25 protein-coding genes and 1 tRNA gene are annotated in these 25,830 nt (G+C 72.8%); 11 read left to right on the plus strand and 15 right to left on the minus strand.

Annotated features, from left to right (window positions below; all coding sequences use genetic code 11):
* The first annotated feature begins 359 nt into the window (after window positions 1–359).
* On the plus strand, window positions 360–1,181 hold the full coding sequence (locus tag IE98_RS0138035; RefSeq protein ID WP_030276824.1) for a hypothetical protein: 822 nt from the start codon (window positions 360–362) through the stop codon (window positions 1,179–1,181).
* A gap of 87 nt (window positions 1,182–1,268) precedes the next feature.
* Here IE98_RS0138035 and IE98_RS49715 read toward each other — a convergent pair whose 3' ends face one another.
* From IE98_RS49715 to IE98_RS0138050, 3 genes are all read right to left on the minus strand, one after another.
* Window positions 1,269–1,418 carry a hypothetical protein gene (locus IE98_RS49715; RefSeq protein ID WP_159401185.1) on the minus strand — a complete coding sequence of 50 codons (150 nt, stop codon included), beginning with the start codon at window positions 1,416–1,418 and terminating at the stop codon, window positions 1,269–1,271.
* A 318-nt stretch (window positions 1,419–1,736) separates the two neighbouring features.
* Entirely contained in the window at window positions 1,737–2,687 is a 951-nt protein-coding gene (locus IE98_RS52125; protein ID WP_052391501.1) for a DUF6801 domain-containing protein, read from the minus strand.
* Window positions 2,684–5,020, minus strand: a complete 2,337-nt coding sequence (locus IE98_RS0138050; RefSeq protein WP_030276834.1) for a helix-turn-helix domain-containing protein — start codon at window positions 5,018–5,020, stop codon at window positions 2,684–2,686. The genes IE98_RS52125 and IE98_RS0138050 overlap by 4 nt, the downstream gene beginning before the upstream one ends.
* 219 nt (window positions 5,021–5,239) lie before the next feature.
* Here IE98_RS0138050 and IE98_RS43750 point away from each other — a divergent pair, with 219 nt between their 5' ends.
* The 7 genes from IE98_RS43750 to IE98_RS0138085 all read left to right on the plus strand — a co-directional run bounded on the left by IE98_RS43750 (window position 5,240) and on the right by IE98_RS0138085 (window position 12,932).
* Window positions 5,240–5,821, plus strand: a complete 582-nt coding sequence (locus tag IE98_RS43750; protein ID WP_234443846.1) for a vWA domain-containing protein — start codon at window positions 5,240–5,242, stop codon at window positions 5,819–5,821.
* Window positions 5,822–5,993: 172 nt separating this feature from the next.
* Window positions 5,994–6,890, plus strand: coding sequence for a protein phosphatase 2C domain-containing protein (locus tag IE98_RS0138060; RefSeq protein ID WP_030276836.1), 897 nt, complete (start codon window positions 5,994–5,996; stop codon window positions 6,888–6,890).
* On the plus strand, window positions 6,887–8,851 hold the full coding sequence (locus IE98_RS49725) for an LppU/SCO3897 family protein (RefSeq protein ID WP_030276838.1): 1,965 nt from the start codon (window positions 6,887–6,889) through the stop codon (window positions 8,849–8,851). Before IE98_RS0138060 ends, IE98_RS49725 begins: the two co-directional genes overlap by 4 nt.
* Window positions 8,852–8,906: 55 nt before the next feature.
* The gene (locus tag IE98_RS0138070) at window positions 8,907–9,134 is read left to right on the plus strand and encodes a hypothetical protein (RefSeq protein ID WP_030276840.1); all 228 of its coding nucleotides are present in this window, start codon (window positions 8,907–8,909) and stop codon (window positions 9,132–9,134) included.
* 37 nt (window positions 9,135–9,171) lie between these two features.
* Entirely contained in the window at window positions 9,172–10,047 is an 876-nt protein-coding gene (locus IE98_RS0138075) for a sensor domain-containing protein (RefSeq protein ID WP_030276842.1), read from the plus strand.
* Complete coding sequence (locus IE98_RS45500; RefSeq protein ID WP_052391502.1) at window positions 10,044–11,870, plus strand: DNA/RNA non-specific endonuclease; 1,827 nt, start codon at window positions 10,044–10,046, stop codon at window positions 11,868–11,870. Before IE98_RS0138075 ends, IE98_RS45500 begins: the two co-directional genes overlap by 4 nt.
* A 24-nt stretch (window positions 11,871–11,894) precedes the next feature.
* On the plus strand, window positions 11,895–12,932 hold the full coding sequence (locus IE98_RS0138085) for a hypothetical protein (RefSeq protein WP_030276846.1): 1,038 nt from the start codon (window positions 11,895–11,897) through the stop codon (window positions 12,930–12,932).
* A 593-nt stretch (window positions 12,933–13,525) separates the two neighbouring features.
* Here the strand turns inward: IE98_RS0138085 and IE98_RS49730 are convergent.
* Entirely contained in the window at window positions 13,526–13,753 is a 228-nt protein-coding gene (locus IE98_RS49730; protein ID WP_159401186.1) for a hypothetical protein, read from the minus strand.
* A gap of 237 nt (window positions 13,754–13,990) precedes the next feature.
* A complete protein-coding gene (locus IE98_RS0138100) occupies window positions 13,991–14,851 on the minus strand; it encodes an SDR family oxidoreductase (RefSeq protein WP_030276850.1) in 861 nt (286 codons plus the stop codon).
* A gap of 182 nt (window positions 14,852–15,033) precedes the next feature.
* Between IE98_RS0138100 and IE98_RS0138105 the strand changes: the two genes are divergently transcribed.
* The gene (locus IE98_RS0138105) at window positions 15,034–15,915 is read left to right on the plus strand and encodes a helix-turn-helix transcriptional regulator (protein ID WP_030276851.1); all 882 of its coding nucleotides are present in this window, start codon (window positions 15,034–15,036) and stop codon (window positions 15,913–15,915) included.
* A gap of 253 nt (window positions 15,916–16,168) precedes the next feature.
* Here the strand turns inward: IE98_RS0138105 and IE98_RS0138110 are convergent, their stop codons facing one another.
* The 3 genes from IE98_RS0138110 to IE98_RS49735 form a co-directional block, all read right to left on the minus strand.
* Window positions 16,169–17,182, minus strand: coding sequence for an NADPH:quinone reductase (locus IE98_RS0138110; protein WP_030276852.1), 1,014 nt, complete (start codon window positions 17,180–17,182; stop codon window positions 16,169–16,171).
* Window positions 17,183–17,288: 106 nt separating this feature from the next.
* A complete protein-coding gene (locus tag IE98_RS0138115; RefSeq protein WP_030276853.1) occupies window positions 17,289–18,182 on the minus strand; it encodes an aldo/keto reductase in 894 nt (297 codons plus the stop codon).
* The gene (locus IE98_RS49735) at window positions 18,179–18,991 is read right to left on the minus strand and encodes a TetR/AcrR family transcriptional regulator (RefSeq protein ID WP_324605837.1); all 813 of its coding nucleotides are present in this window, start codon (window positions 18,989–18,991) and stop codon (window positions 18,179–18,181) included. The genes IE98_RS0138115 and IE98_RS49735 overlap by 4 nt, the downstream gene beginning before the upstream one ends.
* Before the next feature lie 358 nt (window positions 18,992–19,349).
* On the opposite strand from IE98_RS49735, the gene IE98_RS0138125 reads away from it, so the two are divergent.
* Both IE98_RS0138125 and IE98_RS0138130 read left to right on the plus strand, forming a co-directional pair.
* Window positions 19,350–20,012, plus strand: a complete 663-nt coding sequence (locus IE98_RS0138125) for a GntR family transcriptional regulator (protein WP_106976826.1) — start codon at window positions 19,350–19,352, stop codon at window positions 20,010–20,012.
* 58 nt (window positions 20,013–20,070) lie between these two features.
* Entirely contained in the window at window positions 20,071–20,934 is an 864-nt protein-coding gene (locus IE98_RS0138130) for an SCO6745 family protein (protein WP_030276856.1), read from the plus strand.
* Between the two features lie 430 nt (window positions 20,935–21,364).
* Here the strand turns inward: IE98_RS0138130 and IE98_RS0138135 are convergent.
* The 7 genes from IE98_RS0138135 to IE98_RS0138165 all read right to left on the minus strand — a co-directional run bounded on the left by IE98_RS0138135 (window position 21,365) and on the right by IE98_RS0138165 (window position 25,401).
* Window positions 21,365–21,441 (minus strand) — tRNA-Met (locus IE98_RS0138135).
* Entirely contained in the window at window positions 21,419–22,156 is a 738-nt protein-coding gene (locus IE98_RS47320; RefSeq protein WP_030276857.1) for a hypothetical protein, read from the minus strand. The genes IE98_RS0138135 and IE98_RS47320 overlap by 23 nt, the downstream gene beginning before the upstream one ends.
* Before the next feature lie 220 nt (window positions 22,157–22,376).
* The gene (locus tag IE98_RS0138145; RefSeq protein ID WP_030276858.1) at window positions 22,377–22,583 is read right to left on the minus strand and encodes a hypothetical protein; all 207 of its coding nucleotides are present in this window, start codon (window positions 22,581–22,583) and stop codon (window positions 22,377–22,379) included.
* A gap of 11 nt (window positions 22,584–22,594) precedes the next feature.
* A complete protein-coding gene (locus tag IE98_RS0138150) occupies window positions 22,595–22,891 on the minus strand; it encodes a hypothetical protein (protein ID WP_030276860.1) in 297 nt (98 codons plus the stop codon).
* 212 nt (window positions 22,892–23,103) lie between these two features.
* Complete coding sequence (locus tag IE98_RS0138155) at window positions 23,104–23,844, minus strand: GvpL/GvpF family gas vesicle protein (RefSeq protein WP_030276863.1); 741 nt, start codon at window positions 23,842–23,844, stop codon at window positions 23,104–23,106.
* Between the two features lie 3 nt (window positions 23,845–23,847).
* On the minus strand, window positions 23,848–24,291 hold the full coding sequence (gene gvpJ, locus IE98_RS0138160) for a gas vesicle protein GvpJ (RefSeq protein WP_030276865.1): 444 nt from the start codon (window positions 24,289–24,291) through the stop codon (window positions 23,848–23,850).
* Window positions 24,292–25,176: 885 nt separating this feature from the next.
* Complete coding sequence (locus IE98_RS0138165) at window positions 25,177–25,401, minus strand: hypothetical protein (protein ID WP_030276867.1); 225 nt, start codon at window positions 25,399–25,401, stop codon at window positions 25,177–25,179.
* Window positions 25,402–25,830 lie beyond the last annotated feature (429 nt).

Here is a 25,830-nt window from a genome sequence, read left to right on the forward strand (position 1 = left end):
CCAGAAGCGGGGAGATCAACTGTCCACCGGGGACTTTCCACGTCCGCCAGTGGGGAGATCAACTGTCCGCGAGCGGGGAACTCCTACTGTCCCTTGACAGGCACCACCGCCGCCGGCGAAGCCAACGCCCGCCCGCCCCCGCCCGGGCCCAGGGCTGGGGCCCACGTGCATGGACGCTGTGGGCGTCCGGCCGGCATACCCGCCCGTTCCCGGCCCGAGAGGGGTGCCTGCGGGGCGCAGCGGCAGGCGGGCGGTGACCGACGATCCGGTGGTCCACGGCCGGGTGTCCGGGCACGGCGCCGACAGCTCCACCCCGGCCGCGATCATCGAGTGCATTCCCCCTGTGCTTGGGTGGCGGGGTGACACCTGTTGAACGTCTGACCTCCCGAGCCCGGCACGGCCGGCACCGAGAGGTACTTCCCGAGCTGCTCGCGCTGGCCACCGATCCCGCCGCACCGCCCGACCCGGCGTGGGAGGCCGGAGCGGCGGCCGTCCAGATCCTCTGTTGGGAGGACCGCTTCGCGGAGGCGGGCGAGCTGGCCGCATTGCTGATCGAACGTCAGGGACCCGGCGGCGGGGACCTGTGCGACCAGGACATGCCGTTCGACGATGCGTTCCTGGCCGTCCAGCTGTACGCGGGTGTGCCTGCACAACCCCGGCTGCGCGCCGCGGCCGACCACGTCCCGGAGGGCCGGGTCCTGCAGGACCGGCTGCTCTGGCTGGCCGAACAACTCGACGTCCGGCCGGTGGAGTCGCTGCTGCCGTGCCACTACGACTGGGGCGGGCCGCTCCGGCCCCGGGACGGCGTGATCGGCGAATGGCTGCTGGACCGCGACTTCACGGCGCTGGAGCCGCGCGACAAGCCGGTCGCCTGGGAGGCCATCGCCAAGACCAACGACTTCGCCCGCGGCCGGGAGCTGGTCGAGTCGCTCGGCGAACTCCCCGACCAGTACTACCTCTGCCTGTGGCTCGCCGGCTGGTACGCCGTCGAAGGTGACGTCGCCGGCGGCGAGCGAATGCTGCTGGCCGCACACACGCGGTGGTGGCCGTACACGAGGTGGGACGTGATCCCGACCTCCGAGGTCCTGCAGCCGACACTGCGGCAGGTCGTCACCGACGAGGTGCGGCAGCACTACCTCACCGAACCGGCCGGCCCCGAAGCATCCGGAGGACCTTCGTAGCGGCACCGGGTACGTGAGGCCGGGCGCGCGACGGAGGAAATCGACCCGTGGTGGAACCCGGGCGGGCCGATCCTCCGGGCAGCGCGCTTACTCGGTGCCGTAGACCTGCTGGCTGGAGTCCGACGTTCGCGTCGACCGGGTGCAGCGGCCGAGGAGACGCTGTTCGGGGGTGAGCAGCTCGGCCGCCGGGTCGTGGCCCAGCGGGCAGGCCGGCCGTGTCTGGAGGCGGACCAGCATGACCTGCTGACGGCGATCGGCACGAAGGCGACGCACGGCCCCGGTCAGAGGTCGCTACCTGTCTTCTTCATGTTCACCGTTGTCGAGGAGGCCGCCCTGGGGCCGCCCTGGGGCCGCGGTGCCGGCCCGGGCGGGACGAGAAGGCGCCGTCTGCAGGTGTCCGGTCCTGGCTGCGGATCCCGGTCGGCAAGACCTGCACCGAACGTTTGATCCCGCTGCACCCGCAGGCCGGAGCGGCGCTGCGGGGCCTTGTCGAGACGGCCAAGGCCGGCAACGGCGCCGCCCGCCACGGCCCATGGGGCGGGGCATGACGGACGGTCAGGAAGTGCTGCGGCGCTTCGACCGCCGGTGGAGCACGGCGGCTGCGGCAGTGGCGGCGGCGAGGGCTGCGGCGATTGCGACGGTGATCAGGCCGACGCCCGCGGGGTGGGTGGCTTGCGTCAGCGGGGCGGTGGATGCCGGCGGTGGAGGGGCCGTCGGGATGGCGGCGGAGGCGGAGGCGGAGGCGGAGGCGGAAGCGGAAGCGGAGGCGGAAGCGGAGGCGGAGGCCGAAACTGCGACGTCGGAGGCGTCCGTTCCCGGCGGGGTGGTGGCAGGGCTTGCGGAGGACGAGGCCGGGGCGGTGGGGGACGGGTTGGGGGAGGTTTTCGCGGGGGTGACCTCGAAGGGGGCGACGGTGTTGTCCTGGCCTGCGTTCAGGGTGCAGGGGACGTCGACCCGGCCGGGCCCGGCCAGGTTGCCGTCGGCGTCCTTGGGCACGAGGTGGAGGGTGAAGCTGCCCGCGGTCACGCGTCCGGTGCCGGGGCGGGTGAAGGAGAGCCGGGGCGCGTTGCCGGTGGCGGGGATTTCGAAGGCGCCGGAGGCGGGGACGGCGGTGCGGGTGATGGTGAGGTGGACGGGGACGGCGGTCTCGCCCTGCGGGGCGAGGACGCGGGTCTCTGCGTCGACCGAGCCTTCGATGGTGCGCACCCCGAGGACGTAGCGCAGGCCGAGGGTGAAGGCGGCCTCGACGGTGGCGGCCGCCCGGATGGCGAAGGCCGGGCTGGACTCGCCGGCCGGCAGGGTGGCCGGGATGTCTGCGGTGATCCTGGCGGTGATGGCCTGTCCGCCGATGGTCGGGAAGACGCAGGTGTAGTGCAGGGTGGGGGCGGCGGGCCGGGCGGCCGCGGGGGCGGTGGCAAGGGTGCCGACGAGAGCGGTGGCGGTCGCGGCAACGGCCGCGCGCCGGGCGCGCCCGCTCGGGCGGTGCGTACGGGATTCGGCGCTCATCGTGCCCCTTCCGTCGAGTGGTCGCCTCGGCGCTGTCCGCGGCCGTGGCGCCGCTGGTGGCTGCGGCTCAGGTGGCTCTGGATCCGGGCGTGGCGGAACTGGTAGACCGCGCCGACCTGGCGGAGCACGCCGCGCCGGTGGGCGTCGTCCAGGAAGGCGATCAGTGCCCAGGGCAGTTGCCCCGTGAGCGGCAGCCAGATGCGGGCCAGTGCCACCCACTGGCCCCAGGCGGTCAGGCTGAGTCCGTAGCCGAGCCCGGCGCCGAACGCGCCCTCCAGCCCGAACACCAGGCCGACCTCGAAGCCGCGCAGCGGCCCGTACACGATGCCGTTGACCAGCCCGACGCCGATGCCGAGGACGAGAGTCCAGGTGAGCAGGTGGTAGGCGACGTTGCGGCGGTCGATGTGCAGCAGGTCGGCGGGACTGACCACGGATTCGGTGCGGACCGGGGCCTCGAACAGGGCGATCAGGCCGAAGACCAGCCCGATCGAGAGGGCGATCGGCACGACGAACACCAGCCCGGCGGCGAGGTCGGCACCCTGTCCGTCGGCGAGGCCGAGCGGGGCCACCAGGCCTTCGTCGACCAGGATGAGCAGCGTCATGCCGGCCGCTCCGCCCGACAGGCCGATCAGGAAGCGGATGCGGGCGTTGCGGCGGGTCGTCGGGGTGCCGATGCCGAGCCGCATGCGGACCGGCGAGGGTCTGAGGGCGGCGCGGGCGGAGGCGTGCCAGTAGACGAGTCCGAAGAGCGTGCCGGCGGCGAGGCCGTGCAGGACGCCGACCAGCAGGCCGCGGACGACGGCGAACCGAAGGCTGTGCGAGGTGGCGACCAGGTCGACGGGGAGGTTGCCGATCGCGGTGGTGACGCCGAAGGCGATGCCGGCCAGGACGGCGGTGATCACGGTGCGGGAGAGTCTGCTCATGCCGGTGCCGACCTCCCACCAGGTGAGGTCCTGCCGTTCGCGGCCGAGCCGGGTCAGGTGGTCGGCGAGGTGGCCGAGCCAGCGTTCGGCGCGTTCCGCGTCCCACGATCCGGGTCGGCGGTGGGCGGTGTCGAGCCGTTCGGCGGGACGAGGGCGGTAGGCGGCGGGGACGAACCCGGCCAGCAGGTGCTCCTCGATCGCCTCGGGGTCGGGGAAGCGGACGGCGTCCAGGAGTTCACCCGGCCGCCGTTCGGGGTGGTCGCTGTACATGGTGCGGGCGAGGGCGATCATCAGCGGGGTGCGCAGCGCGGCGGCGAGGTTGGCGCGGCCGGCGCTCTCCGCCGTCCGGGCGGGGTCGAGGACGGCCTCCCAGGTCGCGCCCTGCCCGTCGGTGTCGGCGGGCCCGGGGAAGGCCGGGTCGGTCCGGGGCAGGTAGCCGCGCAGGTCGTCGAGGTCGAGGTCGCGCAGTTCCAGGACGACGGCGGCGGCCAGCGGGGCGTGTGCCTCTCGGACGGCTGCGGTGAACTCGGCGTGCCGGCTGGTCAGGACGAGCGGCAGCGGGGAGAGGTTGAGTGCTTCGAGGGCCGGGGCGCGCAGGTCTTCGGCGAGTTCGTCGAACCCGTCGAGGACGGGGAGGACGAGGTCGTCGTCGAGCAGGTCCGCGGCCAGCGTCTTGCCGCTGGGGACCCGCCGGGCCAGGTGCGGGTAGTCGCGCAGCAGCCGGGCGATCAGCCAGTCGCGCAGGGCCACGGTGGTCGGGTCCCAGGCGCCGAGGCTGAAGATCACCGGCACCCGTTCGTTGCGGGTGCGGGCGTCCAGCAGGTCGAGGGCGAACCGGACCGCCAGGATCGACTTGCCCGATCCGGCCCGGCCGAGGACCACCAGCCGGCCCGACGGCACGCGCCGGTAGATCTCGGCGACCCGCCGCAGGTCGCCGCTGAGGTCCGGTTCGGTGCGGGTCTCGCCGGGGGCCAGCAGGTGGGCGTTCGCCGACTGGTCGGCCACCCCCGCCGACACCTGCTGCCAGCGCACCGGCAGTGCGAACGGGTGGTGCACCCGGTGCTGGGCCTCTTCGCGGCGCCAGCGCTGCCGGCTCTCGCGGGCCAGCTCGTCGGCGGCGTCGGCGAGCGGACCGTGGTCCCGGGGCGGCGGCGGTGGTTCCGGTGGGGGCACCGGGGCTTCCGGGACGGCACCGCCGCTGAGGGCGCTCAGCCTGCGGCGGTCCTCGGGGCCGGCGTCGAGCGCGTCCGCGATGCGGTTGACGGTGCCGAGGCGGTGGTCGAAGGGCCGGTCGGTCTCGATCCGGCGGACGGTGCTCTCGCCGAGCCCGGCCCGCTCGGCGAGCTGGAACTGCGTCAGACCGACCTGCTTCCGTAACTGCCGCACCAGTGCTCCGAGCGTCTCCGCCACGGCCCGCCCTTCCCCCGAAGATCCGAAAAACAGAGGCGAGCCTATCGCTGACGACCGGTCACACATGACCGGCGCCGTGACCTGTGCATTCACCTGACGCAACGCCAGCATCGTTGGTGCGGACGGCGGTTCCGCGGCCCCCGGCGCACCTCGTTGCGCGGCCCGGGCCGCCCCGTCCGCGACACCGGTTGCGTGAACTTGAGGGAGGCGGTGTTTGCGATGGCGGAGGCGAAGGGCGTCCTGCTGCCGGCCTACGTGGTGGCCGACGAGTCGGGCTCGATGGCCCCGTACCAGCGGGAGCTGGGGGACGGGGTGGCGTCGCTGTGCGAGGGGCTGCGGGCGGAGCCGATGGTCGCGGCCAAGCTCCGGCTGGCCGTGCTGGGCTTCTCCGACGACGTCCAGGTCCGGCTCGCGGTGGCCGACATGCGCACCGAGACCACGGTGCCCCGGCTGGTGATCCGGGGGGTGACCAACTACCGGGCCGTCTTCGAGGACCTGCTGCAGCGGATCCCCGGCGACGTGAAGTGGCTGCGCGGCGAGGGCTACCGGGTGCACCGCCCGGTGGTCTTCCTGCTCAGCGACGGCCAGCCCACCGACGGCGCGTCCTGGCACGCGCCGCACGCGGAGCTGACCGACCGGGACCGCACGCCGACCGCGCCGAACATCATCGCCTGCGGTCTCGGCGACGCCCGGGCACAGACCATGGTCGACGTCGCGACCCGCCCGAGTTCGCCTTCCTCGCCAAGGCCGGAACGGACGTCGGCCGGGCGATCTCGGAGTTCTTCCACTCGCTCACCATGAGCCTGGTGGCCTCCGGACACGCCCTGAACTCGGCCGACCCGCAACTGGTGGTGAACCGGCCCGACCAGTTCACCATGGCCATCGACGAGGTCGGCCGGTGACGCCCGCCCGCCCTGGCGACCCGGGGCCCGTGCCGCCGGCGGCGCCCCCGAGGCCCGCCGGGCCGCCCCCGGTGACCGGGCCGGACCCGGCGCCGTGGCAGCGGATCACCGTGGACGTGCCGGGCCTGGAGTTCGAGGCCCGGCCGCCCAGCCAGTACGCCTTCGACTTCCCCGACAGCGAGTGCGAGGGCTGGTCCACCGACCGGCTCACCCTGCGGTTCGCCTCCGTCCGCGGCGCCAAGCACCGCTACTACCGGCAGCCGCGCCAGGACGCGGCGCGCGCCGCCGTGCACGAGGCCACCGGCAGCATCGTCTTCGCGGTCGCCGACGGCGTGTCCAGCGCCGCCGAGTCCCACCAGGGCGCCGTAGAGGCGTGCCGGGCCGCCGTCGAACGCATCCTGCACCTGCTCGACCGGGGCGCGGAGCGGCTGGACGGCGCCGACGTCGCGGGCCACGCCGCGGAACGGCTGCGCGAACTGGCGCGGTGGCGGCTCGGCGTCGCCGCGCCGCAGGCGGCCGAGGTGGCCCGGCTGTACGCGACCACCCTGGTGGCGGGGGCGGTCCGTGCCGCGGGCGACGCCCTGGAGGCCGAAGTGTTCCGGATCGGCGACTCCGGGGCGTGGCTCCTCGACCGGGCCGGCGGCGGCTATCACCCGCTGTTCGGCGGCAAGGCCGTACCCGGCACGCCGCTGGTCAGCAACGAGGTCTCCCCGCTTCCCCTGGTACCGGAACGGCCGGAGACCGCCGTCGGAGGGCTGGCCGAGCCGTGGACGCTGCTCGTCGGCACCGACGGGTTCGGCGACCCGCTCGGCAAGGGAGACGGCCGGATCGGGGAGCTGTTCGCCCGGCAACTCGCTTCGCCGCCGCCACCGTTGTGGCTCGGCCACGTACTGGACTTCACCCGGGAGACCTTCGACGACGACCGCACCCTGCTGGCGATCTGGCCCCGGGCCAAGGGAGCGAGGTGAGCGCGCGGCCGGCCGCCCCGGTCGAGTTCGCCACACTGGCCCTGGACGGGGAACTCGGCCGAGGGGGCCAGGGATCGGTCCACCGGGTGCGCAACAGGCGCATCAACGAGTCGGCGGCCGACGGCGGCTGGGAGGTCGTCTACAAGGAGTACGGCCCCGCGGTGCTGCCGCAGGTGGACGCCGCCGCGCTGGCCGCCGCGGTCGCGCTGCCCGGGCGGCTGACCGGCGAACAGGGGCGCTGGCTCTGCGAGAAGACCGCCTGGCCGGCCGCAGTGGTCCGGCGCGGCGGACAGACGTGCGGGTTCCTGATGCGGGCCGTCCCCGACCGCTTCCGCTTCACGCTCCGGACCCTGGCGGCCGGCAACCAGGGCTCGCCCCGGCTCGCCACCCTGGAGTACCTCCTCAACGAGGACGCCTACGTCGCCGGGATCGGACTGACCGTCACCGACCGGGACCGGCTGCTGCTGCTCGCCGACCTCGCGACCACCCTCGACCGGCTGCACCGCTTCGGCGTCGCCGTCGGCGACCTCTCGCCGAAGAACCTGCTCTTCGCCCTCGCGCCGCAGCCCGAGTGCTTCCTCATCGACTGCGACGCGGCCCGCACCGACCTTGCGACGGTGCTGCCGCAGGCCGAGACCCCGGACTGGCACGTCCCCGCGGGCGAGGAACGGGCGACCCGGCACAGCGACACCTACAAGCTCGCCCTGCTGGCCGTCCGCCTCTTCGCCCGCGACCAGAACACGACCGACCCGGCCGCGCTGGCGGCGATCGACCCGGCCCTCGGCGCCTTGGCCCGTGTCTCGCTCGGGACGGACCCGGCCGCCCGGCCGACGCCCGCCGCCTGGGCCGAGCAACTGGCCTCGGCGTCCGTCAAGTTGAAGCCGGGCCGCCAGCCGGGAGCCGCCAAGGGAGCGAAGCCGACCCGGGCAGCCAGGCCGAAGCCGCCGACCGGGCCGGCTGCCCCGCGACCGCGTGTCAACAGCGGGGCAGGTCCGGCGGGTCCGGCAGCGGCTCGCGCGGGAGTGGGCAGCCCGGCGGCCGGGGTCGGCAAGGTACTCGCCACCGTGGCCGCCGTCGTGGCAGTGCTGCTGTTCGTGGCCCAGCAGGACGACTCCCACCCGGCCGACGCCCGCTCGGCCGCCGACAGTCATTCGCTGACGATCAGCCACCCGCCACGCTCCGTGGGGAGTTCGTACCGGACCCCGCAGCCCGATCCGACCCTCGGCAGCACCCGCCCGAGAACCCCGACCGTGACACCCACGCCCACGCCCACTCCGAGCCCGAGCCCGACCGATCCGGTCGCCACCGCGGGCGTCGGCGACTGCCTCTTCGACACCGGGACCGGCGGTCACGCCGACCTCACCCCGACCACCTGCACCACCGGGACGTTCAAGGTCGTCCGGATCAACGAGGGCAGCACCGACCTGGACGGCTGCGCCAACGTGCCCGGCAACGACGAGAGCGTCAGCTCCGAGCGCTACTCGCGGGTCCTCTGCCTCAGTTACCAGAGTTCCGGCGGGGACTCCTACCACGCCCGCCAGGGCGACTGCGTCTTCGGGCCGAACGGCGCGGGCCCGTGGTCGCTGCTGTCCTGCCGGACCGGCGCCTTCAAGGTGCTCGCCGTCTACCACGGCACCGGCGACCACTCCAAGTGCGACAGCTGGCCCCACTACAACCAGTGGCGGACCGTCTCCGGCCCCAGGGGCGCCGACCGGGACGTCCTGCAGTGCCTGTCCATGGTGTTCCCCGATGACGCGGGCTACGCCACCGTCCGCGAATGCCTGTTCAAGTCGGGCTCCACCTTCACCGACGTCGGCAGCTGCGACCGCTCCAACGTCTACGTCACCGGACGCACCAGCACGCCGAACCACCCCGCGTTCTGCGGCCAGGACGCCTCCACCTACTGGCGCTCCAACGAGTTCCCCGGCCTCGGCTACACCGTCTGCTGGCGCTGGCGCTGACCCCGCCGCGCGGCGACCGATCCACCATCCCACCCACCAAGTTGAAGGATCCGACATGGCATACCGCTACCGGTGCGGCGAGTGCGGCTTCAAGACCTCCTGGGGCACCGAGTCCCAGGGCGAGCGGGCGCAGATCGCGCACTACACCGACCGCCACCCCGGCCTGCACCCCGGCGGAACGGTCGAGGCCAACACCAAGAACCCGGAGGGCGGCATCGGCTGCCTCGGCGTCCTCGCCGTGCTGGTCCTGCTGTTCGTCCTCGCCGTCTCGTGCAGCCGATGAACGGCGCCGACCCGAACACCGCGACCAGGAGGACGTCATGACGAAGCACTACTGGAACCAGGACCCGGCCGCACCGGCGCCGCCCGCCTGGCAGCAGACGCCACGCGCGGTGCCGCCCCAGCTCGGCCGCGGCGGCGGCGCCGTACCGCCCGTGCCCGTGCAACCGGCTACCGGGCCGGGCGCGCAGCCGCCGGCCGCGTCGGTGACACCGCCCGGGACGCGGGCAGCGCGCCGGGGAGTCGGGATGCTGCGCCACTGGCGCCTGCTGGTGGCCGCGGTGGTGCCCTGCCTCCTGCTGGCCGGCATCGGGTGGTGGTTCTGGCCGCAACAGCCGACGGGCCTCCCGCCGCACATCGCCGAGGGGACCGTCCAGGCGGACCTGCTCAGCGCCGACGGCGTCAGCAAGCTGGCCGGAACGACGGTGGTGGCCGGGCCCCAGTCGAACCGGCCGCACGCCCCGCTCGCCGTGACCCCGTCGGAGTGCGCTGTCGCCGCCGGACCGACGACGCAGTCGGCCTACGGGCAGGCGTGGAAGGCGTTCCTGTCGGCGACCTACCAGGACGCCGCAGGCTCGGGCAGCTACACCGTCAACCAGGTGATCGGCGTGTTCCCGGACAGCAAGAAGGCGGCCGCAGCCTTCCGCACGCTCACCGACGGCCTCACCAAGTGCCCGTCCTCGACGCTCACCGACCAGGCCGGACGCACGTCGAAGTGGGCCTACGCGGCGCACCCCGCCACCGAGGTCGCGGTGGCGTGGACCGCGACGCAGGGCGGCACTGCCAACTGGGCCTGCTACCACCAGGCCCGGGTGAAGGGCGCCAGCCTGATACAGGCCTCCGTCTGCCAGGCCGGTGACGGCGAGCCCACCGTCTCCGTGATCGCCGACGAGCTCACCGGCAAGGTGACCGGATGACCGCGCCTTCGCGCACGGCGGCCGCGCGCCGCCGGCGGACGCTGCCCCGGATCCTGCACCTCGTGCTGATGGCGCTCCTGGCACCGATCGTTGCCGCGGGAGCGCAGACGATCACGGCGACCGATGCCGTGGCGGTGACGGCGCAGGCGGGCACGCTCGCCCCCGTTCCGCTGGTGGCGCCCCGGGGTTTCGAGGCCGCCCTGGCGACCCTGCTGGCGGAGGTCGAGGACGCGAACCGGCAGGCGGCGGAGCTGGCGCAGCAGGGGAAGGACGTGGTCGCCGAGGCGGAGCGGATCACGAAGGAGTCCGCAGCCGTTCGCGACAGCAAGGCGGCGCTCAACGCCAGGGTCGCCGCGGTGAACCAGGAGATCAGCGGCCACGACGAGCGTGCGAAGGCCCTGGAGGGTGAGATCGCCGCCCACAACGCCAAGCCGAACACGTTCCAGATGCCCGCGCAGGCGGCCGCGGCCGCTGCCTTCGACGCCGAGGCGCGCCAACTGAAGGCCGAGCGGGACCAGGAAAACGCCGTGGAGGACAAGATCCAGGGCGAGGAGAGCCAGATCCGGCAGGAGGCCTCCCAGGTCGACGCCAGGTCCTCCCAGCTCGACGCCGCCTCCAAGGCCAATGACTCGAAGGCCTCCGCTCTCAAGACGAAGGAACAGCAGCTCCAGTCCCGGGGCCAGCAACTGCTCGCGCAGATGGCGCAGGCGATCCAGAGCTTCTCCTCCGTTCCGTCGAACCCGGCGGCCGCCATGGACCAGGGCGGTGACGCGCCCGCTCCGGCCCCGCAAGCCGGCAACCGGTCGGCCGGCCAGGACGAGGACACCGGCGACAGTCCTTACCGGCAGCCCCGGGCCGCTGCGCTGACGCAGTACGCGAAGCAGCACGGCACCACCGTCGACGCACGCCCGGGCACGGCGTACCTGACGCCCGACGCCGTCCGGCGGCTCTCCCCCGCGCAGGCAGCCACCCTCGGCAGCCCGGCCGTCAGCTACGACGGGCTGGTCCGCAGGCCCAACGGCCACTACACGGCGCTACGGGTGCAGATGCCGTCCACCGCCACTGCCACCGGTGCGGCCCCGGCACCGGCCCCGGTGCCGGACGCCTTCGACTCCGGAGGGCTCGTCACCCATCGCAACGGTGAAGCGCTGGCCATCGACGGAATCACGACGCTGCAGGAGTCATCCCTCCTGGCCGCGCCGGGCCCCGCCAACCCGCCGCCGGCCGCGTCGGGCAGAGCCGACTGCCTGACCCGCCCCAAGGGCAGGCCGAGCGGCGGCGGATGGATCCTCAACACCGACAAGCCGGTGCCCAGCCGCAACAAGACCGCGACCGCTCCCTCCACGGTCAGGACCGCGCCCTTCAGGGCCGAGAAGGCGGAAGCCTGCCTGACGAGCCCGCTGGGCGATGGGACTCCGGCGGACGGCGACATCGCCGGCTGGGAGGACGCGAAGCTCCGGTCCGCCTACGGCTCCCTCGCCCGCTGCCACCTGATCGCCAACATCCTCGGGGGACGGGGAAGCAACCAGGGCGACTGGAACAATCTCGTCCCGTGCTACCAGCAGGGGCTGAACACCAAGGGCATCAGCATGGTGCGGTACGAGAAGCGGGTCCGGGAGGAGGTTAAGCAACTGGGCCAGGGGAGCGGCTTCGCCGTCCACTACGAGGTGACACCCCACTACCTCCATGATGACAGCACCATCCCCACCGCGGTCACCATGACCGCCCGGGTCGAACTGCCCAACGGCGCCTCATGGCCCGTCTTCTACGAGATCGAGCTGGAGAACACCCCCGACGGCGGCGGCCCCAACCTGGGCAACTGACACCGTCATCGACCGGAGGTCCACATGCTGCGCACCACCCCGAAGCGGCCGGAGTCCATCGTGGCGGTCTTCCCCGCGCTGGGGCCGCTGGCCCGCACAGCGGTCCGGCTGCACCCGAGGCCCGGATCGCCGTTCCCCGAGGAGAGCTCGGTGGGAGGCCCCCTGCTGTGGCCCGCAGCCGAACCCTGGCCGCACTGTGAGGGCACGCACCGGGTGCCGGACGTGCTGCCAGCGACGTCCCCGGAGGACGTCCGGCTGCAACGGGACATCCAGGCAGCCGCTATGAACCGGCCGCCGGACGAGCGCGGCTACACCCCTCGGGAGCGCGCCGCGATGGCCCGGATCGCCACCGGCCACCCGGGTCCCGAGGGGCCCGTCGCGATGCTGGCCGTGGCCCAGCTGTATCTCCGCGACATCGCCGTCCTGCGCCCGCCCGCGGACGCGGACCTGCTCCAGGTCCTGTGGTGCCCCTTCGACCACCCCGGGCAGAACATGCCCAGGACCGAGCTGTTCTGGCGCGCCGCCGCCGCTGTCGGCGACGTCCTCGCCGCGCCCCCGCTGCCATCCGTGCTCCAGGACGAGGGCTACCTGCCGCAGCCGTGCCGACTCGCTCCCGAACAGGTCACCGAGTATCCCCTGTCTGCGGAACTCGACCCTGGGTTGCGGGCACGGATCCGAGCCTGGAGCGCCCTGCAGAAGAACGACACGGCACCGGGAAGCACCTACGACGGCGCGGAGGACAGGTACTACGACCGGGAGCTGTCCGTCGCCCCCGGCTGGAAGGTGGGCGGATGGGCACCCTGGAGCTTCACCGATCCCGTCCCCCGGCACTGCCGTGCCTGTGGCAGCGAGATGGAGCCGATGCTGACCATCGCCACAACGGAGTGGAACGAGAACGTCCGCAGCTGGATCCCCGTCGAGGACCGGGACTCCCACCCCGGCGGCCCGGCCCCGTCACCGACACCGACACCGACCATGGTCACCATCGGGGACGGGTACAACCTGCAGATCTACGCCTGCCCGCTGGCGCCGCAGCACCCGCACACCGCATCCGTGCAGTGACCGACCGCGCAGCCTCACCGGCATCACCGGAGTTGAGCCGGAGCCCGATCTCGTGACCGAAGCCAGCGGCCGCGCGGACGCGTTCGGCGACGTCCCCGGTGGCGTTCTCGGCGCAGTGCGTGCCGGGGGGCGGTGTCGTGGTCGGGGCCGTGGCGCTCGGCGCGCCCGGGCAGTGTGTTCGCGTACGCGCTGCCGCTCGGCGCGGATGTCGGCCGCGGTGGCGAAGGCGGTCTCGTCGCCGACGTCGGCGTGCCGGTCGGCGATGCGCTCGCCGTCGCGGGCCTGTTCCAGGACCTGCTGGACGTTCCCGCGCTCGGCGGCGGGCCGGCTCTGCCGGGCCGGACGCCTCCCGACCCGGCAGGCGGTCCTGCCGGTCGGTCGGCGTGTGAGGGTTTCGGTGAGCGGCTCGTTGGGGCAGTCGGCGGTCAGCCGGTGCAGCGAGTCGGCCTCGGCCCGGTCGACGCTCAGGCCCCAACGGGTCTTGATCGCGGCCCAGTCGGCGAGGTGGGTGCAGCGGTACTCGGTGGCGGGCGGGAGCCGGTCGGTGACGTCCCTGTCGGCCTTGGACCGGTTGGAGCGGGCGGAGACGGCGATCAGCGCGCGAGGCTCGTCCAGGTCGTTACCAGCAGCCGGGCCCGGGAGGCCGGCGCGAGAAAGAACGGGTGCTCGACCGGCGGCAGCAACCGCAGCCGGCCGGCGCTCTCCGCGAGGCCGAACGCCAGGGCGCCGGAGACCCACAGCACCGTCACCCCGGCTGTCGCCGCGAGCCGCAGCGACAGTGCTCCGCCGGCCAGCGTGTGGACGCCGAGCGGGCCCGGCACGTCAGGGCCGGGCCCGCCCGAACAGCCGATGCCCCCCGCGCGCGGCGGTGCATGCTGTCGTACTGGATCTCCCGCACGATCTCCGCCGCATCGCCGGGGCCGTGGTCGTTGGGATCGGCACTGTGGTGCACGAACACCGCACGCACCACCTCGTCGAACACCAGCCGCCCCGCCGCGGGCACCGCACCCCACCCGGCCCGGGACACCACCGGAACCGGGGTCGCGGGTGCTGTGGGATCAGGCGGCCGGGAAGTCGGTCGCGCGGGCGCCGGCGGCAGCGGCGTCGAGGTCGGCCCGCAGCGCGTCGACCTTCGCGGTCGCGAAGGCGAGGGCGTCCGATCCCAGCACCTGCCGCAACGGGCTCTCGTCGTTCGTGGCGTAGCGGATGATCTCCGCGGCTCCCCTGACAGGGTCGCCGAGCTGACGGCCCTGCAGGTCGAGGTGGTCCGCGACCATGGCGCGGAGCTTCGGGTAGTGCTCACTGGTCCGGGAGGGCAGGGTCAGCGAGTGGGCACTGAGGAAGTCGGTTCGGAAGTAACCGGGTTCGACGAGGGTGACCTTGATCCCGAAGTCCGCCACCTCATCGGCCAGCGCCTCGGTCAGTCCCTCCAGGGCGAACTTGCCCGCGCAGTACAGGGCCCAGCCGGGGACTGCGGTGAGGCCGAGCACGGAGGACACGTTGATGATCCGGCCGCCGCGCTGCTCACGCAGCACGGGCAGGGCCGCCCGCAGCACGTTCCACACACCGACGACCTGGACGTCGAGCATGTCGCGCACTTCTTTGTCGCCGGTCTCCTCGACCGCGGCAAGGAAGCCGTAGCCCGCGTTGTTGACCACCACGTCCAGACCGCCGAAACGCTCGACCGCGTGCTCGACCGCGCCCCTGACCTGGGCCTCGTCGGTCAGGTCGACCGGCAGCGGCAGCAGTCGGCCCGTGTCGACGTCCTCGCCCAGGGCGGCGGTCAGACGCTCGACGGACCGCGTGGTCGCCGCCACGCTCCCGCCACGCGCGAGCAGCTGCCTGACCAGCTCCAGCCCCAGGCCACGAGAGGTGCCGGTGATGAACCAGGTGCCGGGGGAAACGGTGGTGAGAGCCATGACGATCCTCTGTGTGTCGGGCGATGTCGAGACGGCCGGACCGAGGTGCCTGATCCGGCGCTGACCCAACTGTGGCCCGCCGCAACCAGCCTGTGGCCGCCATGATCGGCCCTGCGCAACCTAGGACCGACAGTCCCTGCTGACGCGGCCGTTCCCGCCGCACGCCGACCCATACTGAGGCCATGGCCTCCACCAACCACGAGCTCGCCGACTTCCTGAAGCGTGCCCGGGCACAGTGCGACCCGGCACGGGCCGGCCTGCCGCCCGACGGTCGTGTCCGCCGCGTCCCCGGGCTGCGGCGGGAGGAGGTCGCGGTCCTGGCCGGCGTCTCCGCGGACTACTACGCACGCCTGGAACAAGGCCGCCGGATCACTCCCTCGGCCGCGGTCGTCGCCGCCATCGGCCAAGCGCTCGACCTCGACGCCGCAGGCCAGGCCCATCTCAACGACCTCATCGGCATCAGCACCGCCCCCGTACGGCGACGCGCGCCCAGCGTGCAGCGCCTACGCCCCGGCCTGCACCAACTGCTGGATTCACTGGACGGAACGCCGGCGCTGATCCTCGGCCGCCGCGCCGACGTCCTGGGCGCGAACCGACTCGCCAAAGCGCTGTTCGCCGACTTCGACGCCATGCCGCCACGCGAGCGCAACTACACCCGCTGGCTCTTCCTCGACCACGACGCACGCGCCCTTTTCGCCGACTGGCAGGCGCAGGCGCGCGCCGCGGTCGAGAACCTCCGCCTCGACGTCGGCCGCGACCCCGGCGACGAGGCCACCCAGTCACTCATCACCGAACTGAGGCAACGCAGCGCCGACTTCGACCACTGGTGGCGGCAGCACCGCGTTCACCGGCGAACCCACGGCTCCAAGAAACTGCTGCACCCCCTGGTCGGCGAACTCACCGTCGCGTACGAAACCCTCCCCCTACCGGGCGACAGTGAGACCGTCCTGTTCCTCTACACGACCGAAGCCGCGTCCCCTTCCAGACAGGCCCTCGACCTCCTCGCCTCCTGGACACTCACCCACCCGTCCGCCACCGCGACCGCCGTCGTGGAACCGGGGTGAGGGAGCCGGCAGACCTGCCGGCATCATCCAGGACATGCCGGCCTTCGGCTTCCCGAGCCTCGTCCCCTGAGCGCACACGTGCAACGGCGCTCCCGAGCGCGTGGCCAGAGTCGGAGGGGGACGACACCACCCGACCGGGCCGGGGGTGCGGAGACGAGCAGCAGGGACAGCTGCCGCGCATGCGCCCGCGCGCAGGGCGCGGGCACATGCGCGGGCACATGCGCGGACACGGCCCGCGGTGGCCGACCGGGCGTCAGACCGTGACGTCCACCAGGACCTTGCCGACCACGCGACTCTCCACCGCTCGATGCGCGTCGGCGGTACGGTCGAGGGGGAAGCGGAGCAGCGGCAGGCCGTGTTCCTCGCCGACCGGTAGCGCGCCGTCGCGCGCTGCGGCGGCGACGTCCTCGGCGGCCGCGGCACGTGCCTGCGGACCGGCCGTGTAGAGGATCAGGAACTGGAAGCGTGCGTTGAGCACCATGTTGTGCAGGACGTCCAGTTCGACCGGTGTGCCGCCGTCGTTGGCATAGGTCGAGATCGTGCCGCGGGTTCGCAGTACGGCGAGGTCCAGGGCGAGGTTCGCGCCGAGCGCCACCTCGGCGATGATGTCGACACCGTCCGGGGTGATCGTGCGGATCTCGGCGGCAGGGTCGCCCTCGCGGTAGTTGATCACGTGGTGGGCTCCGGCGGCGGTGGCCAGCCGGGCTTTCTCCGGGTTGCTGATCGTGCTGATCACGGTGGCGCCGGCCCATCGGGCGAGCTGGATCACCGCGTGCCCGACCGCTCCGGCCCCGCCCGCGGCGAGCACCACCTTCCCGTCGAGGGCCCCGGGGTGCAGCCGGCGCGGTCCGTCCTCGGCGACGGTGAGCGCGCGGTGAGCGGTCAGCGCGGGGACGCCGAGTGCGGCGCCGACGTCGAAGCCGGCCCCGTCGGGCAGTGGTACCGCCTGTTCGGCGGGCACGACGGTGAACTCGGCGGCGGTGCCGGTGGGCCGCCCGGCGGCGGCCATGAACAGCCAGACGCGCTGACCGACCCTGCTGTCGTCGACGCCCTCTCCGACGGCGTCGATCGTGCCGGCGCCGTCGAGGTGCGGGGTGACCTCGGGGAAGCGCTTGGGGTGGCCGATGCCGGAACGTGCCTGCCAGTCGGTCGGGTTGACCCCGGACACGGCGACGCGGACCTCGCCGGGGCCGGGCTCGGGCAGGTTGCGGTCGACGAACCGGAGAACGTCGGGGCCGCCGTTGTCGCGGTAGATGATGGCTTTCATGATCCGTCCTTGGTGCCTGGTGGAGGGGGGCTTCCCTGAGTGGCCTGGCGCTTCGTCGCGGCGTCCGGCGCGGGGTGTGGTCGCACCCGGGCCGCATCGGTTCCGGTCAGCCGATCGGGACGTCGTTGGAGCGGGACTGGATGCCGTCAAGGGTGTCGAGGGTCTCGGCGTCGAGGGTGATCCCGCCGACCGCGACGTTGGCCTCCAGGTGGGCGGCGTCGGCGGTGCCGGGGATGAGCAGCACGTTCGGGGCGTGGTGCAGCAGCCAGGCGAGGCCGACCTGGGCGGGTGTGACGCCCAGGGACTCGGCCACGGCGTGCACCGCCGGCTCGTCGGTCGCCTTGGGCAGGCCGGGGAAGGCCCCGCCGAGCGGGAAGAACGGCACCCAGGCGATGCCCTCGGTCGCACACAGCCGGAGCATGTCCTCGTCGTCGCGGGAGACGAGGCTGTAGGCGTTCTGGACGCAGACGACGCCGGCCGGCAGGGCGCGGCGCAGGCCGTCGAGAGTGACGCTGCTCAGGCCGATCGCGCCGATCTTGCCCTCGTCGCGCAGGGCGGTCATCACCGCGAGCTGGTCGTCGAGGTCGACGACCTGGTCTCCCTCGGGGCGCAGCCCCGGGCCGGTGTCCAGGCGGCGCAGGTTGACGACCGCGAGCCGGTCGACGCCCAGGCTGCGCAGGTTGTCCTCGACGCTGGCGCGCAGTTGCTCGGGGCGCTGGGCCAGACGCAGTGGTGGGTGCCCGCCGGGGTTGGGGTCGGCCCCCACCTTGGTGACGACCAGGACGTCGTCCCCGGGGCGCAGTGCCTCGCGGATCACGCTGTTGGCGAATCCGGCGCCGTAGAACTCGGCGGTGTCCACGTGGTCGACGCCCAGTTCGACGGCGCGGCGCAGTAGCGCGAGGGCCTCGGCGGGGCGGTCGTGCAGGCGCTCGAGCTGCAGTGCGCCGTAGCCGGTGCGGAGGACGGTGCGGGCTCCTAACGAAGCGGTCGGGGTGGTCACGGCGCGGTCTCCTCGGTCGGTGTGCGCAAGGCGGTGTAGAGCAGTTCGGCCTGGTAGAGCGCCATGACCCGGTGGGCGATCGGGGCGGCGAGCTCCCGGGCGTCGGCCGGCTCGTGGTGCCCGACCTTGACGAGCCAGGCCGTGACGCAGTCGTGCAGCATCGCGCGCATCCGGCCGGTCGCGTCGACGACGATGTCGCGGACGGCCGGGTCGGTGGTCGCCTCCCCCCAGGTCTGCACGCCGACCCGGGCCTCGGCGGGGTCGATCGCGGCGATCAGCCGGGCGAGCAGCTCGTCGGGGCCGGGCGGGACGTCGGCCGCGGCGTAGCCGCCGATGGCGCCGGAGCGCTTGTCGAGCATCTCGCGGGCGGCGGCCCTGACCAGGTCGGCCTTGTTGCGGTAGTGCGCGTAGATCGAGCCGGCCGACAGGCCGGACTCGGCGGTGATGTCGGCGATCGAGGTCCGCTCCAGACCGTTGCGACTGAAACAGCGCACGGCAGCTTCGGCGATCTGGGTACGCCGGAGTTCCTTTCGCGCGTCGGTGAGTCTGGGCACCACACCCCCCACAAAAAGAATGGCCATTCTGCTTGCTAGGACCCTAGCAGAATCACTGTTCTTTTTACGAGGGGCGCACACCATCGCGACCAGGCCCTGGACGAGGAGAGAGCCCCCAGGCCCGGGCAGACGCGACCTCCCGGCGCCCGCGCTGCGAGCAACCCGTCGCCGCCGCCGCGCTGCCGGCCGCCCCGGAAGCCGCCCCGCCCGCCACCGGCCGCCCGCCCGACCCTTCCGCACCGCGGAGCGCGCCATGACCTCACCCACCGTCAACCTCGAAGCCCGACGGCCTCCGACGGTTTCCAGGGTCGACGGTGCCGGAAGACGACCGACGGGGAGGTGGTGCGGTACGTCCGGCTGGAGGACTCCACCGGTTTCCCACGGGCCGGGCACGCCACCTTGCACCGGCCCGCCCCGGGCGCTCCACGCCCCCGCCCCAAGACCTTCGCAACGGAACCGCGGCACGCGGGCTCGACCGTCAGGGCGAGGTTGCGGCCGCAATGTCGATCCGACCCGAGATCGACTATGGAATCAATAATCGATTATCGATCTGATCGTCTATCATGTGATCGTGAATCAGACGAACCACGACTCGCCCCCGGCGGGGAAGCAGATGCTCTCCGAGCAGGTCTACACACGCCTGCGGGATGCGATCATGCGCGGGGACCACGCCCCCGGTGACGCCCTCAAACCCCAGGAGCTCGCCAAGGACCAGAACGTGAGCCTGGCCGTCGTGCGTGAGGCACTCGTGCGGGTGGTCGGCGAGGGCCTCGCCGACCGGCTGCCCAACCGCGGCTTCGCTGTCCCGGCCTTCTCCGACCGTCGCTGGCAGGAGATCACGGAGGCGCGCCGGACCGTCGAACCGGTCATGCTGCGCATGTCCGTCGAACGCGGCGACGTCGACTGGGAGGCCCGCGTACGAGCCGCCCACCACCGTCTGGCCCGCACCCCGGCGTACGGACCGGAGGAGGGCAGGCACTACAGCAGCGCGTGGGCCGAAGCCCATCGCCTCTTCCACCGCACCCTGCTGGAGGGGTGCGGCAACCTCGTCCTGCTGGAGACCTTCGACCGGATGTGGACCGCGAGCGAGCTGGCCCGCCGCTGGTCGGCGCACCGCAACCCGGACCGGGACGGCCTCCTGGAACACCGCCGTCTGGAGGAGGCGGCCCTCGCCCGTGACGCCGACACCGCAGCCGAGGTCCTGACCCGGCACCTCACCCGGACGGCGGCCGGACTGACCGACCGCCCCCACCACCAACCCGCGAACGAGGCCTGATGCGCCTCGCCCACCCGGCCGCACGACCAAGCCTGATCACCGACATCGGAGCAACGGCATGACTTCCCCCGAGGCGGGCACGGGCCGCCGCTGCCACAACGCCGTCAGCCCCCTGCACGCATCCGTGTACTTCGCACCGGAGGCGGAGGACGAACTCACGGCACTGGGGCTGGAGCGCGGAGCCATGGTCTACCTCGCGAGCCGCGCGGCACCGCTCGGGGCCGTCGGCGCGGGCACCGTCACAGCGACTTTCTACAACTTCAACCACGAGCACGTGCAGCGGCACATCCCCGCGGCCTGGACCGTCACCACGCCGGAGGACGTACTCACGGCACGGCTGCGCGGCGCGGACCGAACGCTGCGGCGGCTGCTCGGGAAGCAGTCGCTCACGTCCACGGAAATGATCGAGGCGGCCGAACTGGCGATGCACGCCACCGAAGCCTGCCGCCGAGAGGCGCGGCCGCTCTACGCCGCCAACGCCGGCCTTCCCGTACCCGAAGAACCGCACCTGGCCCTGTGGCACGCCGCGACCCTGCTCCGCGAACACCGGGGCGACGGTCACCTCGCCGCCCTGGCGATCGCCGGCCTGTCCGGCATCGAGGCGCTGGTCCTGCACAACGCCACCGGCGCCGGGCCGACGTCGGCCCTGTTCATGCGGACCAGAGGGTGGACCGCGCAGCAGTGGAACGCTGTCCGCGAGGATCTGCGCGAGCGGGGCCTGCTGGACGCAGCAGGCAACCTCACGCAGGCGGGCTCGACCCTGCGCGAGGAGACCGAGGTACTCACCGACCGCCTCGACGCCGCCCCGTACGACCACCTCGGCCCGGCCGCCACCGCACGCCTCACCGAACTGGCGGGCGGATTCTCCAGAACCCTCAGAGCAGCGGGCGCCTTCCCCGCGGTGCACTTCGGCAGGGGCTGACGACAGGGCCGCGAGCCCGGCGCCCTCGAAGAGCTCCGGCCAGAGGTCATGCAGCCGCGGCCGCTTCACCTGCGGTGCTGCCGGACACGGTGGCCGTGTCGCTCCGGATTCCCGGCCATGGGAGAAATCCGCGGAATCACCCGTCGATCGGCGCTCAAGGACGTCCCGCCGCCGGCCTCGCTGCGACACCGGGCGGAATCCTGGCCGGAAGGACGGCGGCACCGACGTCCTTCCCCGTCCACGGCGACGCGGACCGCGGTATCCGTGATCCGCGCAGCGGGCGGCGCGCATGCCATGGCGCAGGCGCGGCAGGCGCCGAGGGCATCGGCGGCTACCGAGTCGACCAGGATGGGTTGGGTCACGTGCCCGGTGCCGCCCTGCCCCGGGAAACGCGTCCGGCCCGGCACCTGGGGTGCCGGGCCGGACGGGTTGGTAGCGGGGACAGGATTTGAACCTGCGACCTCTGGGTTATGAGCCCAGCGAGCTACCGAGCTGCTCCACCCCGCGCCGGTAGGCACGACTGTACGGCACCACACCTGAGCATGGGAAATGCATTCCGGGCAGCCCTGCAGGTCCGCACCGCCACGCCTCCCTCCGGCTGACTGGTGAACACGGGCTCCAGGCCGTAGCCGAGCCACACATCAGGCGGTTGCCTCCGTGTTCCCCGCTCCCGGCGGCTACGAGGAGACCGCTGGGGCCCCATCTTCAGGACCGCTGCGGCGGCTTCGGCCGCAGCCATGCTGCTGGTCGTGGGCGCGCCCGCCGCACCAGCGGCTGAGGACCGGCACACGCGCCGCAGCACGGACGGCTGCTCTGCCTGGTCCTGGCACAACGACTGGGCATGGAAGGCCTCGACCGGCGTGGCGTCCGCGCCAGTGACCAGCAGGTAGCTGCGGCTGCTGTACCCGCCGTGGTCCGTGGGGCGGGGAACGGCCAGCAGGTGCGCGGCGGGCGTGAGTTCGCACGTCGCGCTGCCGTCCGGCTGCCCTGCCCAGTTGGCGGCCTTGGTCAGGCTGCCCTGGCCGCAGTCGAGCCGCCCCGCGCCGGCGGCCGCGCGGTGCGCCGAGTCGATGCGCAGGTCGGCGGCCAACTGCTCGGGCGAGGGCGCCGGAACCGGCTTGCAGCCTGCGCCGTGCTGCTCGGATCGGAGGCGCCTGCGCAGCGGGGCGAGGGCCTTGTAGGTGTGGTGGCCGGTGAGGACGGCGGCGAGGGCGCCGGCCACGGGGGCGAGGGTGATGCGGGATCAGGCGCATCTGCCACCACGGGTCGTCCGGCTTCTCCTTGCGTGCCCGGCGCACTTCCCGGGGGCTGGGCACGGGCAGGATGAGCGGGAGCTTGCCGCTGTTCTTGCGGTCGGCTTCGCAGGAGGGGAACTCCAGGGCCTCGGGAGGGGCTTCCTTGTCCGTTCCAGGTCGGAGCCGGGCCGCCCGCCGAGGGGGCCCTTACAGGTGCAGCAGGGCCAGCGGGCGGCGCGGGCGGCGCGCGATGGTGATCGGCCGCTCCGCGTCGGCCTCGATGAACGCCACCGCCCGCCGCAGCGCGCGGGAGCCCGTCTCACCGGGTCCGGGCTCGTGGGCGTGGACCATCGTCGTGTTCGGGAACGTGGCCGGCGCGGCGGCGGCCAGCATGTCCAGCACCACCTCGCGCACCAGCGGTTCCGCTAGGAGGTCACGACGTTGAACGCCTCGTAGATCTTGGGCTCTGCCTCGGGCATTCCGGCGTCCCGCATCAGCGGTGCGAGCTTCTCCGCGAATCGCTGGAACGCCTCCTTGGACTCCCAGACGTCCGTGACATGCCAGCCGTTCGGGCTGGGTCCGGCGCAGTGGGAGATCAGGCCGGGCGCCGGCCAGTCCGAGCTCGACTTCACGCCGCCGCGGCCCCCGGTCATTTTGTTGGTGACTTCCTCGTACTGGGCTTGGGTACCGCCGGGGATGTCGAACACGATGATGACGGCCATGCTGGACCTCGCTTTCAATCGACTACCGCTGGCCGGTCCCAGCTGACCAGTCCAGCCCGATGGCAGCACGAGGAGTGCGGCCATCCGGGTCCGCAGCCCGGCTCACGATCTGACGCACCGAACAGCCTCGCGAAGGTCTCTGTCAGCTCCTCTTGCGCCGTCGTCCTGGTTCGCGGGGACGGCCCGGGGCAGAGGGGCAGCGCCAGGGGTGGTCAGCCTGTGCCGTCTCCTGGTGTGGGCTCCTGGACGAAGGTGTAGGGCGGCAGCGGGCCGTGGAGTCGCAGCTCGCAGTCCTCGCCCAGTTGCTCTGCGAGTTCCTGTCCTGCCGTGGTGAATTCCTCGCTCCGCTCGTCCTCGACCAGAAAGGAGGCGCTGACGAAGTCGTCGCCGCGGGCCTCGTTCTCGTGGACTTCCCGGGCGAGCGGGCGCAGTGCCGCGATGGCGTCGGCGGCGGCCGCGTTCTGGCGGGTCTGGAGTGCGCGGACGACGAGTTCGCCCAGGCGCATCTTGACGTTGGGGTCGCCGGTGCGGCGGCCCTCCTCGTTCAGCTGCCGGGCCTCGGCGGAGTCGTTCAGGATCTGCCGGAGCAGGGCCTCCTCGTCGTACCGGCCCTTGAGGAGGTACTCGGTGCAGCCGGTCAGGGTCTGAAGGCGCTGGTGGTAGGTATCGGTGTGCTCTTCCAGGGCGCTGCGCACCTGTTGCTCGTCGGTGGCGGTGGCGCCGAATCGGAGCGGCAGGACGGTGCCGTCCGCCATCAGGTGGCGCAGCACGTCCTGGTGGGCGAGGACGTCGCGGCGGCGGGCCCGCAGGCCGTCGGGGACGGCGCTGACGATCGCGGTCAGGTCGGCGGCGGTGACGGTGGACAGTTCCTCGGGCGGATCGCCGACGCCGGTGATGCCCTCCAGGCGTGTGGGGTGGGTGTCCGAGGTGATCGCGTAGACGTAGAGGGCCATAGCTCACTCCTCCCGCGGCCTGGTCCGGCGCGAGCGCGGCCTGGCTGCGGGCTCCTCTTCGTCGCGCTCCTCATCGCGCCCGCTCAGGGTGTCGGTGATCGACTCGACGGCACTGGCGATGGCCCCCTTGCTCTTCTTGTGGGCCACGCCCTCCACGGCCTTGTCGGTGCCGCTGCTGATCATGTCGGTGAGCTTGGCCGGAGCCTTGCGGCCGGATTCCAGATCCAGTCGGTTGCAGGCCTCCGCGAACCGCAGGTAGGTGTCGACGCTGGCCACCACCACCCGCGCGTCGATCTTCAGGATCTCGATCCCCACCAGGGAGACCCGCACGAACACGTCGATGACCAGGCCTCGGTCGAGGATCAGTTCCACGACGTCGTACAGCGTGCCGGTGCTCGCGCCGCTGGCCGCGGGAACGCCTGCGCTGCTCTGCGGGACTACGGTCATGGTGCTTCTCCTCTCGCTGGACACCTGCACCGGGTGCCGTGGCGCCGGTGGGCGATGTCCTCGCGTCCGGCCGGCCACTGCCTCGTGGTCGAAGCGGCACCCGACCCGGCCCGCGCGGTGCCGTGCCGTACCCGCGTGGACGGTCGTGCGCCTCAGCGTCGTTCGCCGACGCGGTGACCGTCGCAGGGCGCTGGCGTCCTGTGCCCCGCGCGTATACCCGGACCGGCCCCGTCTAACAGCGGGTCTCGGGTGCGTGCGCCTGCAGTCTTGTCGACCGGCCTCGAAGAGCGACCGCTCATCATGGCGATACCCGACGATGGTGCCCCCATCCGCGATGGACTGCTTCACGCCTTCAAGACCGGTGCTCGCGTATGCGGCCCCCGTACCAGCGAACAAAGAAGCGCGTGCCAACGGCTGCAAGCGGCACCCGAAGATCTTCTTGATGCACAGGGAACGAACCGTTGACGGTCGGGTCACGTCCACTGTGCCGACCGCGCCAACACCACCTCACGCGGGCCAGGCCAGCGCCCGACCGTGTCACGCAGATCGAGCGATACCGTGCGAAGAACGGGACTGCTCCGGCAGTGACCGCGAACCGGCCGGATGACGCCTCGGCCTCCGCCGCGGTGAGGGTGCTGGGCGCCCGCCTCGCACGGCAGCAGGCGGCTCACCGTGAGGCGCTCGACTGGCATCAGAGAGCGCACATCCGGGGGAACCTCAGCCGAGCGGCCCGTTTCGAGCCGTCCGACCGAGGGCCGGCGAGGTCGGGGCGTTCCGCTGGTGATTCGGGCGGCTTCCTACGCTTCCGGGCCTGCCGGCGGGCGGCCTCGCGCCGCGGCCTCATTGCGTTCGGCTTCACGACGCCGTTTCCCCGGCGTGATGTGATCAGAGTTTGTGCATAGGGGTGTACGGAGGGGTGATCCGCTCCTGCCGCGATCCGAAGTCGACGAGGACTGCGGTGTCGCCACCGCCCTCGACGCCGATGACTCGGCCGAGGCCGTGCGCGTCGTGGGTGACGCGGTCGCCGACGGCGAACCGCTTGGGCGGTGCCTCAGTCCGGGCCTTGAAGGGACTGGTGGGCAGGGGGCGACGGGCTGCATATTCGGTCATTCCTTCGAGTATGACAAGGGGGTGGCCTGTATGGAAGCGCTCCGGCAGCGAAATATCGTGTCGTGGGACGGATACGGGAATCCCCGGCGTGCTGCCCGCGCAGGCGCCATGGCGAAACGGCGGCGAGCTCGGAAGCGCCACGCCCATCGCCGGGCGCCTTCCGCGGAAACTTCAGCTCGGGCGGGTCCACTGCCCCGGCGCCAACTGGCCTGGCCAGAAGGGCTGTTGATGGTCATCCTGGCGCAACGTCGGAAGCTGCGGTCGAGACGTCCACAGAACCGGGGGAAAAATATTCACCCGTAGCGGACCTCCACCTGCTACAGTTGTTCTAGTTGCAGTAGTGGTTCCCATGAACTTTGTGTGCGCCTGCTGATGTATCGCAGGCGCATTTTTGTTTCCCGGATCTCTCCGGGTGGGTGCTCCGCGGCG

Origin of the sequence: Streptomyces sp. NRRL B-24484, from assembly GCF_000717715.1 — a bacterium.
In the GTDB taxonomy this organism is placed as follows: Bacteria; Actinomycetota; Actinomycetes; order Streptomycetales; family Streptomycetaceae; genus Kitasatospora.